Source organism: Myroides sp. ZB35, assembly GCF_001865835.1.
GTDB classification, from domain to species: domain Bacteria; phylum Bacteroidota; class Bacteroidia; order Flavobacteriales; family Flavobacteriaceae; genus Flavobacterium; species Flavobacterium odoratimimum.
Genome location: NZ_CP017769.1, coordinates 239,042 through 252,068, shown reverse-complemented (window position 1 = coordinate 252,068; position 13,027 = coordinate 239,042). Strand labels below are relative to the sequence as shown.

At 34.2% G+C, this 13,027-nt stretch carries 14 protein-coding genes; 5 read left to right on the top strand and 9 right to left on the bottom strand.

Annotated features, from left to right (window positions below):
* Nucleotides 1–28 precede the first annotated feature (28 nt).
* The 4 genes from BK054_RS01055 (at nucleotide 29) to dnaB (ending at nucleotide 4,712) form a co-directional block, all read left to right on the top strand.
* On the top strand, nucleotides 29–1,102 hold the full coding sequence (locus BK054_RS01055) for an LptF/LptG family permease (RefSeq protein ID WP_006258768.1): 1,074 nt from the start codon (nucleotides 29–31) through the stop codon (nucleotides 1,100–1,102).
* A complete protein-coding gene (locus BK054_RS01050; RefSeq protein WP_006265935.1) occupies nucleotides 1,089–1,982 on the top strand; it encodes a DMT family transporter in 894 nt (297 codons plus the stop codon). The genes BK054_RS01055 and BK054_RS01050 overlap by 14 nt, the downstream gene beginning before the upstream one ends.
* Nucleotides 1,983–2,045: 63 nt before the next feature.
* Entirely contained in the window at nucleotides 2,046–2,999 is a 954-nt protein-coding gene (locus BK054_RS01045; protein WP_006258766.1) for an acetyl-CoA carboxylase carboxyltransferase subunit alpha, read from the top strand.
* Between the two features lie 135 nt (nucleotides 3,000–3,134).
* Nucleotides 3,135–4,712 carry a replicative DNA helicase gene (gene dnaB, locus BK054_RS01040; RefSeq protein ID WP_006258765.1) on the top strand — a complete coding sequence of 526 codons (1,578 nt, stop codon included), beginning with the start codon at nucleotides 3,135–3,137 and terminating at the stop codon, nucleotides 4,710–4,712.
* 62 nt (nucleotides 4,713–4,774) lie between these two features.
* Here dnaB and BK054_RS01035 read toward each other — a convergent pair whose 3' ends face one another.
* The 7 genes from BK054_RS01035 to rsfS all read right to left on the bottom strand — a co-directional run bounded on the left by BK054_RS01035 (nucleotide 4,775) and on the right by rsfS (nucleotide 10,376).
* Entirely contained in the window at nucleotides 4,775–5,575 is an 801-nt protein-coding gene (locus BK054_RS01035; RefSeq protein ID WP_006261858.1) for a superoxide dismutase, read from the bottom strand.
* Nucleotides 5,562–5,834 (bottom strand): acyl-CoA-binding protein, encoded by a 273-nt coding sequence (locus tag BK054_RS01030; protein WP_006258762.1) that lies wholly within the window; start codon nucleotides 5,832–5,834, stop codon nucleotides 5,562–5,564. Before BK054_RS01030 ends, BK054_RS01035 begins: the two co-directional genes overlap by 14 nt.
* Before the next feature lie 3 nt (nucleotides 5,835–5,837).
* Nucleotides 5,838–6,491 carry a phosphatidylserine decarboxylase family protein gene (locus BK054_RS01025; protein WP_006258761.1) on the bottom strand — a complete coding sequence of 218 codons (654 nt, stop codon included), beginning with the start codon at nucleotides 6,489–6,491 and terminating at the stop codon, nucleotides 5,838–5,840.
* 2 nt (nucleotides 6,492–6,493) lie between these two features.
* The gene (locus BK054_RS01020; protein ID WP_006258760.1) at nucleotides 6,494–7,294 is read right to left on the bottom strand and encodes a phosphatidate cytidylyltransferase; all 801 of its coding nucleotides are present in this window, start codon (nucleotides 7,292–7,294) and stop codon (nucleotides 6,494–6,496) included.
* A 1-nt stretch (nucleotide 7,295) separates the two neighbouring features.
* Nucleotides 7,296–7,907: an LUD domain-containing protein gene (locus BK054_RS01015; protein ID WP_006258759.1), complete on the bottom strand. Its 612-nt coding sequence runs from the start codon at nucleotides 7,905–7,907 to the stop codon at nucleotides 7,296–7,298.
* Between the two features lie 114 nt (nucleotides 7,908–8,021).
* Nucleotides 8,022–9,986, bottom strand: a complete 1,965-nt coding sequence (gene ftsH / locus BK054_RS01010) for an ATP-dependent zinc metalloprotease FtsH (RefSeq protein ID WP_006258758.1) — start codon at nucleotides 9,984–9,986, stop codon at nucleotides 8,022–8,024.
* A gap of 18 nt (nucleotides 9,987–10,004) precedes the next feature.
* Complete coding sequence (gene rsfS / locus BK054_RS01005) at nucleotides 10,005–10,376, bottom strand: ribosome silencing factor (protein WP_006258757.1); 372 nt, start codon at nucleotides 10,374–10,376, stop codon at nucleotides 10,005–10,007.
* A 99-nt stretch (nucleotides 10,377–10,475) separates the two neighbouring features.
* Between rsfS and BK054_RS01000 the strand changes: the two genes are divergently transcribed.
* Nucleotides 10,476–11,207, top strand: a complete 732-nt coding sequence (locus tag BK054_RS01000) for a biotin--[acetyl-CoA-carboxylase] ligase (protein ID WP_006258756.1) — start codon at nucleotides 10,476–10,478, stop codon at nucleotides 11,205–11,207.
* A gap of 357 nt (nucleotides 11,208–11,564) precedes the next feature.
* Here BK054_RS01000 and msrB read toward each other — a convergent pair whose 3' ends face one another.
* Both msrB and BK054_RS00990 read right to left on the bottom strand, forming a co-directional pair.
* On the bottom strand, nucleotides 11,565–12,041 hold the full coding sequence (gene msrB / locus BK054_RS00995; protein WP_006265933.1) for a peptide-methionine (R)-S-oxide reductase MsrB: 477 nt from the start codon (nucleotides 12,039–12,041) through the stop codon (nucleotides 11,565–11,567).
* A 4-nt stretch (nucleotides 12,042–12,045) separates the two neighbouring features.
* Nucleotides 12,046–12,912 carry an alpha/beta hydrolase gene (locus BK054_RS00990; protein ID WP_006261855.1) on the bottom strand — a complete coding sequence of 289 codons (867 nt, stop codon included), beginning with the start codon at nucleotides 12,910–12,912 and terminating at the stop codon, nucleotides 12,046–12,048.
* Nucleotides 12,913–13,027: the final 115 nt, after the last annotated feature.

The following is a 13,027-nucleotide window of genomic DNA, read 5'->3' as shown; positions in this document are numbered from 1 at the left end:
ATATAAAGAAGCATCAAATAGTAATTATATGAAAATATTAGATTGGTATATACTCAAAAGATACTTAGTAACGTTCTTTGTGTTATTATTGCTTTTTGTGCCTATAGGAATCATAATTGATGTTTCTGAAAAAATAAACAAGATATTAGCAAATAAGGTACCCTTGCCAGCAGTATTAATGTACTACTTGGACTTTACAATCTATTTTGCTAATATGTTGTTTCCTATATTGTTATTTATCTCTATTATCTGGTTTACTTCTAAGCTAGCTAATAATACAGAAATTGTAGCAATACTTAGTTCGGGAATTTCCTTTACTCGTTTTTTACGCCCTTATATTATCGGGGCTACTTTTATTTCTATTTTTGCTTTAGTAATGTCTGTTTTTATTGTACCTAAAGCTAGTCAAGGGTATAATGATTTCCGTTATAAGTATATGAAGAGTACAGAGGTACGGGAGAGCCAGAACGTATATCGACAGATTAGCCCTACTGAGTTTATTTATGTAAGTAACTTTAACTACAATAGTAAGACAGGATATAACTTTTCATTAGAAGTATTCGATGGAAATAAGATGACTTCAAAAACGACGGCTAACCGTATTGTATGGAATCCTGAGACAGAGACCTATACGTTATTTAGTTATTTTAATAGAGAGATAGGAGAAACTGAAGATCATTTTGAAAGAGCTGATGAGAAAGAAATGAAGCTTGACTTCGATATAGATGATCTTACTCCTGTAGTATACGCTGCAGAAACAATGCAATTAGGGCCTTTAAAACGATTCATAGAAAAGGAGCAAATGAGAGGGTCTTCTAATATTAATGTATATTTAGTCGTTTTGTATAAAAAATATAGTGTACCTGTATCAGCGTTTATTCTAACGATTATTGCGGTATCTGTTTCTTCTATGAAGAGAAGAGGAGGGATGGGAATGAACTTAGCCATAGGGATTGCTTTAGCGTTTATCTATGTCTTCTTTGATAAGATATTTGGTACATTGGCAGAAGCGTCTAGTATTCCACCTTTAGTAGCGGTATGGCTACCTAATGTTGTTTTTGGTATTCTAGCAATATTCTTACTTCGAAATGCTCGCAGATAATATAAAAAGTCAGATATATCTCCATTTAATTGTTTTTATATGGGGATTTACAGCTATTCTAGGACAATTAATTTCTCTAGAAGCTCTGCCATTAGTATGGTATCGAATTTTAATAGCAGTAATTACATTATTAGTATTTTATGTTTTTACAAAGCAATCTATAAAAGCGCCCAAACATCGTATTATACAGTTTTTAGGAGCAGGTGTAGTTATTGCGCTACACTGGCTAACTTTCTTTTTAGCCATAAAGGTTTCTAATATTTCTATCACATTAGCTTGTTTGTCCACAGGAGCTTTTTTTGCCTCCATTTTAGAACCACTAATTTTAAAGAGAAAGGTAGTAAGCTATGAAGTTTTCTTTGGCTTTATAGTTATATGTGCTTTGACTTTAATCTTTAGTGTGAGTGGAGAGTATATAGAAGGAATACTCTTAGGACTAATTGCAGCTTGTTTATCAGCTTTGTTTTCTATCATTAATAGTAAACTAATCGTGCATACTGCTGCTCCTGTTATTACATTTTATGAAATGTTAGGAGGGCTTATAGTCCTTTCCTTAGTATTATTGATTACAGGAGGTTTTACTATAGAATTCTTTGAGGTTAGTCTAAATGATTGGATGTGGCTTTTACTTTTAGGTACAGTATGTACTGCATTTGCTTTTTTAGGCTCTGTGTATATTATGCGCTATTTAACGCCTTTTACAGTGATGCTGACTATTAACCTAGAGCCAGTGTATGGTATTTTATTAGCTGTGGCTATCTTTAAAGACAGTGAGAAAATGACCCTAGAGTTTTATATAGGAGCCTTGTTGATTTTGAGTACAGTGGTACTAAATGGTATTGTTAAAAATAGAAAAAAGAGAAAACTTAGTACTAGATAGCTTATCTATCCGAGTATTGTTTTATCTTTGTCATTCGTAATTGAAACTAAAACTTAATCATAAATGGAATATTTAGATTTTGAACTTCCAATTAAAGAGCTTGAAGAACAGCTGAATAAATGTGCTTTGATCGGTGAAGAATCTGATGTTGATGTGTCAGCAACTTGTAAGCAAATTGAGAAGAAATTAGAAGAAACTAAGAAGAATATATACAAAAACTTGACTGCTTGGCAGAGAGTTCAATTGTCTAGACATCCTAATAGACCTTATACATTAGATTATATCAAGGCTTTATGTGGAGATACTTTCCTAGAGCTTTTTGGTGATAGAAATGTAAAAGACGACAAAGCAATGGTAGGTGGTCTTGGTAAGATTGGTGATCAAAGTTTTATGTTCGTTGGTCAACAAAAAGGATATAATACTAAGACTAGACAGTATAGAAACTTCGGTATGGCTAATCCAGAAGGATATAGAAAAGCTTTGCGTTTAATGCAAATGGCAGAGAAGTTTAATATTCCTATTGTTACTTTAATTGACACTCCGGGTGCTTATCCTGGTTTAGAAGCAGAAGAAAGAGGACAAGGTGAAGCTATCGCTCGTAATATCTATGAAATGTTCCGTATTAAAGTGCCTATCATCTGTATTATCGTAGGTGAAGGAGCTTCGGGAGGTGCCTTAGGTATTGGTGTTGGTGATAAAGTAACGATGTTAGAGAATACTTGGTATTCTGTAATTTCACCAGAATCATGTTCTTCTATTTTATGGAGAAGTTGGGAGTATAAAGAAAGAGCAGCAGATGCTTTAAAGTTGACTTCTTATGATATGAAGAAAAACAAATTAGTAGATGATATTATTCCAGAACCACTTGGAGGAGCACATACTAATAGAGAAGAAACTTTCGCTACTGTTAAGAAATATATCGTAGATACATATAGTAGCTTAGCTAAGTTATCAACAGATAAGTTAATAGAAAAACGCATGGAGAAATACTTCGAAATGGGTGAGTATAAAGACTAGTTCTGAATATATAGAAATACTAAAATCCGAGAGTCTATCTCGGATTTTTTTTTCACTAATTATTAGTTATCTTATTAACAAGCTAATTGTATAAATAAGGATTGAGTTATCGTCAAAAAGGATTAATTTCGCATTATGGAACAAGCAAAAGAATTTAGACCAAAGCAATCTTTTTCTAGAGAAGTTGTGTCTTTAGAGAAAGGAAAACTTCCACCACAGGCTATTGACTTAGAAGAGGCTGTATTGGGAGCCATGATGATTGATAAGAAAGGTATTGATGAGGTTATTGATATATTACAACCTGATGCTTTCTATAAAGATGCTCACAAACATATATTTGAAGCAATCGATCAATTATTCGTAAGTAATCAACCTATAGATTTATTAACTGTATCTACGCAATTGCGTAAGAATGGTAAATTAGATCAAGTTGGTGGTGATTATTACCTGGTTAGTCTTACACAAAAGATTACTTCTTCTGCGCATATTGAATTCCATTCACGCATTATTTTACAGAAATTCATTCAACGTAGTTTGATACGTATTTCGAATGAGATAATTGAAGATGCTTATGATGAGACAAGTGATGTATTTGACTTATTAGATAAAGCTGAATCTAGATTATATGAAGTTACACAAGGAAATATAAAGAAAAGTTCGGAGACAGCTCAGTCTTTAGTTGCGCAAGCAAAGAAAAGAATTGAGGAAATCAGTACTAAAGAAGGACTAAGTGGATTAGCAACAGGTTTCCATAAGTTAGATGAGCTTACGTCTGGATGGCAACCAAGTGACTTGATTATTATAGCAGCTCGTCCTGGTATGGGGAAGACAGCCTTTGTATTATCTATGGCTAGAAATATTGCTATTGAGACAGGTGCTGGTGTTGCGGTTTTCTCATTAGAGATGTCTTCTGTACAGTTGATTACACGTCTTATTTCTTCGGAGACAGGACTTTCATCAGAAAAACTGCGTACAGGAAAATTAGAAACACATGAGTGGGAACAATTAAACGTAAAAGTAAAAGACTTAGAGCGTGCACCATTGTATATAGATGATACTCCGTCTTTATCTATTTTTGACTTAAGAGCTAAAGCTCGTCGTTTAGCTTCTCAGCACGGAATTAAATTGATTATTATCGATTATTTACAGTTAATGACAGCTGGTGGGAACTCTAAAGGGGGAGGGAACCGTGAGCAAGAGATTTCAACTATCTCAAGAACGCTTAAGGCATTGGCAAAAGAATTAGACGTGCCTGTTATTGCCTTATCTCAGTTATCTCGTGCGGTAGAGACACGAGGTGCTTCTAAAAGGCCTTTATTATCCGATTTAAGGGAGTCTGGAGCGATTGAGCAGGATGCGGATATTGTATCGTTTATTTATCGTCCAGAGTACTATAAAATTGAAGAATGGGATGATGAGGAAAGAAGTCCAACTGCAGGACAAGCAGAATTTATCGTAGCGAAACACAGAAATGGTGGATTAGATAATATTCGTCTTAAGTTCTTAGGGCAGTTCGGTAAGTTTGATAATTTAGATGATGATATGATTGGATTTGGTAATACATTCTCATCTGCAATGAATAATCAAGAGGGAGGAGATTATAGACAGAACTTTGTAGGGAATTTACCATCTGGTGATTCTGTATTTGGTTCAGCTCCTAGTCAAGGTAGTTACCAAGGGGGCTATCAGAATGATGATGATGTTCCTTTTTAATTAAATATACAAAAAACGCCTACTTTATAAAGTAGGCGTTTTTTTGTATAGATGATATCTTATTATTGAACTTGTGTAATAGGAGTTGTAGTAATAACTTTAGGTCTATAAAGTTTGTTAGCATAATCCCAATTCAAATGTTTAAAACACATTTCTAAATAGGCTGTAATGTCTTCTTCGTAAGTAGGGTAATAGGCATGTTCCCATAAGTCTATTCCCAGAAGAGGACTTCCTTTAGCTACTTCAGGCATCATAGGAGAGTCATTATTCGCTGTTGTAATGACTTGTAGTGTTCCATTTACCTGAACTAACCATAACCAACCTGAACCAATTAAAGCATTTCCTTGTGCTATAAACTCTTTCTTAAACTCTGCCATAGAACCAAAGGATTCTGTTATAGCATTTTTAAGGCTCTCATTAGGAGTTTTTTCTTCTAATGGAGAAATAGAACGCCAGTAGATATTATGATTGTAATATGCTCCTGAGAAATTCTTTAGTTTAGGGTAATTATTATCAATTTTAGCCACTAAGCCAGATATACTATCTCTTTCAAATGGAGTACCATGTACAGAGGTGTTTAATTTATTAGTATAGCTTAGATGGTATTTGTCGTAATGTATATAAACGCTTTCAGGTTTTAATATATCAACATAATCACCAAAACCATGACCAATACCTTGCATTTCGAATGGTCCTTGTTTAGTTTTGATAGTATTAGGATCCGGAAAGTTAGAATTTTTAGTGATAAAAGATTCCCTTTCTGGTATCTGTACTTCTGTTAGTTCTTCCTTGTTATTACAAGAAGTAAGTAGAACAAAGTTCAGAGTGATTACAGTGATTAATGTTACCTTAAGCTTTTTCATTATCTAATATTTCTTTCGCTAACTTAATGTATTCTAATTTAGCTTCTTCTATTGTTAAATGACTTACTTGTGTCCAAGCATTAAATTTAAAAGCACGTTTAAGATCACTAGACATATCTTCGAAATCTTGGTGGCTTAATCCATTTGTAGCTTGTTTGTAAAAAGCATAGATGCGCAACATTACATCAGGAGGAAGGTTCTTAGCCTCTCTTGAAATTCGCTCGTATGCTTCTGTAAAATCTAAATCTAAATTGCTCATTATTTATTTGTGCGCAATAACAGTTTTATTACCAATTGCTTTTTGATTTAATACCACATCAACTTTTGTGCCTAATGGTAAATATAAGTCTACTCTTGAACCGAATTTAATAAATCCAGCATCAGTACCTTGTACTACTTGCATACCTGGTTTAGCATAGTTAACAATACGTTTAGCTAATGCTCCAGCGATTTGTCTGTACATTACTTCTCCGAAAACAGGATTTTCTACTACTACAGTAGTACGCTCGTTCTCTTCACTAGCTTTTGGATGCCAAGCTACTAAGTATTTACCAGCGTGGTATTGGCTGTATTTGATAAGTCCGCTTAAAGCATAACGTGTTACGTGTACATTGATAGGGGACATGAACACAGATACCATTAATCTTTTTTCTTTAAAGTATTCTGGTTCGTAAACTTCTTCTATAACAACAACTTTACCGTCTACGGGAGCTAAGATTTTATTATCATCAGCCGTAACAGTTCTGTCAGGGTTTCTAAAGAATTGTAATATTAGAATTAAAAAGATTAATACTATTGATTGCAGGACTACTCTTAGCCATGGAATACTAGCACATAGTACATCAGCTAAAACTACTAATACAGCAGCTATTACTAATGAAAAGAAAATGATTTTAGTTCCTTCTTTGTGAAACATAGTTATAAAATTTGATATATTAAATACAAAAATGGTGCTACAAATATAACACTGTCTAGTCGATCTAAGATCCCACCATGCCCTGGCATGATAGCACCGCTGTCTTTTACACCAGCCTCTCTTTTGAAATGAGATTCTACTAAATCCCCGATCGTTCCAAAAATGCTGACAAAAATAGCACTACTTATCCAAATTACAATATTAAAAAAGTCGAAATATTGACTTAAGATTGTTCCTGCAATAATTGTAAACAACATTCCCCCTAAAAAACCTTCTATTGTTTTCTTAGGTGATATTCTTTCGAATAATTTATTTTTACCAAATTTCTTTCCTGTGATATAAGCAAAAGTATCATTAGTCCAGATCATTATTAAAATACCAATAATGATTTGAGGAACATATACAGGCTGATTACCATCATTAACAAACGGTAAGTACTGAAGTGTCACAAATGATGATATTACATAACCTAAGAATATAATCATTTTGATAGGAAATGATCGATTAGGTTTTTTTGTAGTGAATAGTTCTGCTAATAATGCAAGAAGTACTACTGCTGCGAATATAGCTATCGCGTTAATAGGTAATATATCTCTATACCACGCAAGACATGCAGAAGCCATAAGAGAGATAATCATGGCTAATGATTTTGGTAGCTTGATTAGTTTTGCAAATTCGTATGATGCAATGAACATAAATGCTCCGAAAAGAATTTCAAAGCTAGTAGGTGAGTACAACGTTGCTCCAATCAAAAGCGCAATGTATACAACGCCTGATATTGCTCGAGTAACTGTTTCTGACATATTATAGATCTTCTAAAAGTAATAAATACAAATTCTTGGGAGTTCTACCATAACTTAAAAAATCGCTTTCATTGGTAGATTGTTTAAAGCAATTAAATGTTGTAATGTTACTAGGTAGTGCACTACCATATTTTCTCTTGATTTCTCTTAAGCCATCACTTTTTGTTCTTGTCATTTGACTAGTCTTAGCTAGGACTACAATATTATCAGGTAAATCGTGTGCTTTGTTATTCTTGATTTGTTTATCACAAAATAGAATAGAACCGTCTTCGGCTATTAAGTTTTCGCACCCAGAGAAAAAGAAAGTTGGGTTCTTTACTTCGCCATATTTTATATTGTTCTCTTGTAACATTGAGTACAGAGGACTTTCATACGTTTGTGCTTCAGTTTCAAACCAATCATTCTCTACGAGAATATTGATAAAAGATTCATTTAGTTCATCTAGCGTTTCACAGTATAGAAACTTGCCGCCATTCTCTTTAAAGTTTAAAGTAAAAAGTTCATCCACAGGAAGTTTTTCTTCAGGTAAGTATTGACTTTTATGCACAGCAGGGCTTTCCTCTACTGGGTCAGAAGGTTGAAATACTTTTAATAACTTCTTGAAAAAACTCATATTAAAATAAACTCCGATGAAATAAATTGATTAAGTATTCAAAGATAAAAAAAATCTTAACTTAAAGTTGCCTTTAGGTTAAGATTTTTAATGTTTATAGAGCTTGAACCTCTATTATTCTATGTTATCTTCAGTTTTTGTTTCAGTAGTTAGATTAAGTTCTACTGCTCCTTCTTTATCAAAGGGTCTAGGACCGAAGATGTTCTCTAAATCTTGTTTGAAGATTACTTCTTTTTCACAAAGTAAATCTGCTAGTTGTACTAGTTTTTCTTTGTTCTCTGACAAGATAGAAATAGCTCTTGCGTATTGACCTTCTATCAGAGAAGATATCTCTTGGTCTATTACACGAGCAGTTTCTTCTGAGTACGGTTTAGCGAAACTGTATTCACTTTGTCCAGACGAATCATAATAAGTAATATTACCTAGTTTTTCGTTTAGACCGTAAATAGTAACCATAGCCTTAGCTTGTTTAGTTACTTTCTCTAGATCGCTTAATGCACCAGTAGATATCTTATCGAAGATTATCTTTTCAGCAGCACGTCCACCCATAGTAGCACACATCTCGTCTAACATTTGTTCTGTTCTCACGATTTGTCTTTCTGTAGGTAAGTACCATGCAGCTCCTAAACTCTGTCCTCTAGGAACGATAGTTACTTTCACTAGTGGAGAAGCGTGCTCACACATCCAGCTTACTGTAGCGTGACCTGCCTCATGTATAGCGATAGCATATTTCTCTTCAGGAGAGATGATTTTATTTTTCTTCTCTAGACCACCGATGATTCTATCTACAGCGTCTAAGAAGTCTTGCATATCCACCTCTTTTTTATCTTTACGAGCAGCTGTTAATGCAGCCTCGTTACATACGTTAGCGATATCAGCACCAGAGAAACCAGGTGTTTGCTTAGATAAGAAGTCGATATCTAGGTTATCTACTTTCTTAATGTTGCGTAAGTGTACCTTAAAGATAGCCTCACGTTCTTTAACGTCTGGTAAGTCTACATAGATCTGTCTGTCAAAACGTCCAGCTCTTAGTAATGCTTTATCTAATATCTCAGCACGGTTAGTAGCGGCTAATACAATCACGTTAGTATTAGAACCAAAACCATCCATCTCTGTTAGTAATTGGTTTAAAGTGTTTTCTCTTTCGTCGTTAGAACCAGAGAAGTTACTCTTACCACGAGCACGTCCTACAGCATCAATCTCATCAATAAAGATAATTGCAGGAGATTTCTCTTTCGCTTGTTTAAATAAGTCTCTTACACGAGAAGCACCTACTCCTACAAACATCTCTACGAAATCAGATCCCGATAGAGAGAAGAAAGGAACTTGAGCCTCACCAGCAACAGCCTTAGCTAATAAAGTCTTACCTGTACCTGGAGGACCTACTAATAGTGCTCCTTTAGGTATCTTACCTCCGATAGAAGTATATTTTTCAGGGTTCTTTAAGAACTCAACGATTTCAACGATTTCTTCTTTAGCACCTTCTAGTCCAGCTACATCTTTAAAGCTAACTTTAATGTCGTTTTTCTCGTCAAATAATTTTGCTTTAGATTTACCGATAGAGAAGATTTGTCCTCCACCACCAGCTCCACCACCACCAGTCATTCTTCTCATCATGAATAACCAGAATCCGATGATGATGATGATAGGTAAGAAGCTGATTAAGATATCCCCCCAGTTGCTTTCTGGTTCAGATTTATATTCTTTAATCTTTCCTTCAGTAGTAGCTTTGTCTAGTTTTTCTTGAAACAGTTTAGAATCTCCAATATCAGTTAAGAATTGAGGTCCTGCGTTTTCTCTTCCAAGAATATTATTTTTATTTAAATCTTCAAACTCTTTGCTCTTTTGAGCTTCTGGTGTTAAATATACTTTAGCAACAGAACGGCTAAAGTCAATTCTTTCAACATATCCTTTATCTACATATTCATATAGCTTAGAAAGTCCCAGTTGTCTTGAGTTTCCAAAGCTGCTTCCATTAGTAAGGAAATTTATCACCAATATAATTACCAAGATACTACCATATAATACCCATGGATTAAATCTTGATTTATTTTGGTTAGGTTTCATATTTTCCGACATGAAATTTTGGTTTAGTGGTTAATACTGGCTGTCAATAGTCGTGATTTTAGCGTCTCCCCATAAGCTTTCAATGTTGTAGAATTCACGGATGTGTTTTTGAAACACGTGTACAACAACGTTTACGTAGTCCATTAAAATCCATTCTGCATTATCTTCACCTTCTACGTGCCAAGGTTTATCACGTAATTCTTTAGAGACTAATTTTTGTACAGAACCTGAAATGGCATTAACTTGAGTGTTAGAGTTACCATCAGCTATGATAAAGTAATCGCAAGGAGTGTTGTCTATTTCTCTTAAATCGATTATTGTAATGTTCTCACCTTTAACTGATTCTATCCCTTTTACAATGTTTGCAATCAATTCGTCGTTATTAATATTTTTGTCTGCCATTTATTTTTTGTCTTATTTTATTCTAGTTTAAATGTAATGTTTGCTAATTTTGGATTCAAATATAATGAAATCGATCAGATTAGTCTATAATTATTTTACATGAATATTATCAAACTCGATGCCATAGGGTCAACGAATACTTATTTGAAGGAAATATTAACGCATTCGAATCTAGAAAACTTTACTGTTGTCGTTACTGAAAACCAGTTTCAGGGCAAAGGTCAAAGAGGAAGTGTATGGAAGGGGGAAGTAGGTAGTAGCTTAACGTTTAGTGTGTTAGTGAAAGAATTGTTAGAGACCCCTGAGCACGTTTTTGATCTAAATATTCTAGTTGCTTTAAGTGTATATTCTAGTCTTAAAAAGTTATACAATCTGCCATTTAGTATAAAGTGGCCAAACGACATATTGTCATATAATAAGAAAATAGGTGGCATTTTGATCGAAAATATTATCAAAGCTTCCGGAGAAACCTTGTCAATAGTAGGTATAGGTATAAATGCTAACCAAGAAAACTTCGATCATTTACCACAAGCCACGTCATTATTCAAATTATGTGGTGATAAAGTAAATAAGGATGAACTTATGCATAGCATACTAGAGTCACTGACAGTATACTGTCAGAAGTATCTAGCTTCTGGTAGCACATTTATATGGGAAGAATATCATCGAAGTCTATACCGTATTAATGTTCCTAGTGTTTTTGAACTGCCTAGTGGTATTCGTTTTATGGGAATTATACTAGGGGTGACTAAGAATGGACTACTCAGTGTGAAAAAAGAAGATGATAGTGTAGCGCTATTTGATATTAAACAAGTGAAGTTATTATATTGATAACTGCTCAGGAAGGAAGAGCCCTTCTTAAGGGCAGTACAGCCAGTAGATTTAGTATCTTATCACTTATTGTGATAAAGTAGTATGGTATAGTTAAGCTGTAGTGTTGTGTTTAGTGTGTCTTCTTTCTCTTTCCTTTATATCTTGTTTTATACTTGTAAGTGATGCGTACTTAATCATAGTATGGTTTGTCTGTGTTGACTCCGTTATATTAGATGTTTTAACGGACTCACTACGGACTCATAACGGACTCACTACGGACTCATTCGCTGCTAGATAGAAATATGAGTGAAGTGAAATAGGAAGTATACAAACAAAAAAAGAGAATAATTAAATCATTATTCTCTTTATCTATAGTTATTCTTGTTTTTTGAATTTTAATGAGATGGAGTTCATACAGTATCTCATACCTGTAGTCTCAGTAGGTCCGTCAGGGAAGATATGTCCTAGATGTCCATTACAGTTAGAACACGTTACTTCAACTCTCTTCATTCCATGTGATAGATCTTCTATATAGTTAACAGAACCTTCTATCGCTTTATCAAATGATGGCCAGCCACAGTGTGCATCAAATTTAGTATCAGAGCTGAACAATAGTTGTCCACATCCTGCACAGTGATATGTTCCTTTTTCGTTAAAGTCGTTGTATTCTCCAGTGAATGGACGTTCAGTCCCTTTTTCTCGTAGTACATAGTACTCAGCAGGGGTAAGGGCTTGTTGCCATTCTTGTTCTGTTGTTGTTTTATCTTTTTTCATCTTTGGTATCTTTTGATAGTTTACATCTTTACAGGCTAATATACTTAGAATGATACAACCGAATACAACTGTTTTCATTTATCTATTGTTCTATGAAAGCTTTGATGCGTTCTATTATTTTTTTATCTCCTAAGATCTTGCGGTGTCCAAGACCTGATGTGATCATAATCTCTGCATTCTTGCTGTGTTTTTTGATTGCATAAGCTGCTCTTACATTAACGTCTAAATCATCTTCATCATGCATAATTAGAAGCGGAATGTCTATTTCTTCTGCTGCTAAGTGTACAGTGTAGCTCTCCATAGTTTGGTTAAACTGAGTTTCGAATCGTTCTTGAATCTTTTTAGAGATAATAGGTTTTAGTTCTATTTGTTTGACGAAGTCATCTATTACATCCTTTACCACGTCTCCACTTCCTAGTATGACAGCTTTTTTAGCTTTTAGACCATCTCTAAGCGCATTCATGGTAGTCATTCCTCCTAGTGAGTGACCGATAACGAGTTCGAATGGACCGAACTGTTTCTCTACTTCGAATGCAGAAGCAATAAATTCTGTCATATTCGTCTTCGTCTTAGGAGACTTGCCATGACCAGGTGCATCGAAGCTAACGACGTCATATCCAGACCTCATGAGCATATTAGCAATAGTCACTAGCTGTGTACCTCTACCGTTCCATCCGTGTATAAGAAGTGCTTTTTTATCAGCAGCTTTATTGGTTCCATATTGGTATACTACGATGTCTTTGCGCAGAGCTGGCACGGTTATTTTAGTGACAACACTTTTATCAAACATCTCCTTCTCTCTTTTTGGTGGTTTAAATTTAAGAGGAGTGATGAATAAGTTCTGAGCAAATCTAGTCGCTAGGTTATTTGAAAATAATTGTAATGTTTTTCCTATTACTATTATGCTTTTTGGTATTTCAAGCGATTGTTTTGGTTTTTGACTTTGCATTATAATAATGTTCTAAGGAGGTAAAATTACAAAATAAAAGAATCTAAAAGAATTATTATAAAAGTAAAAGTTTTTGAATTATGCGAATTCCTATTAATTTTGAAAATAAAAAATA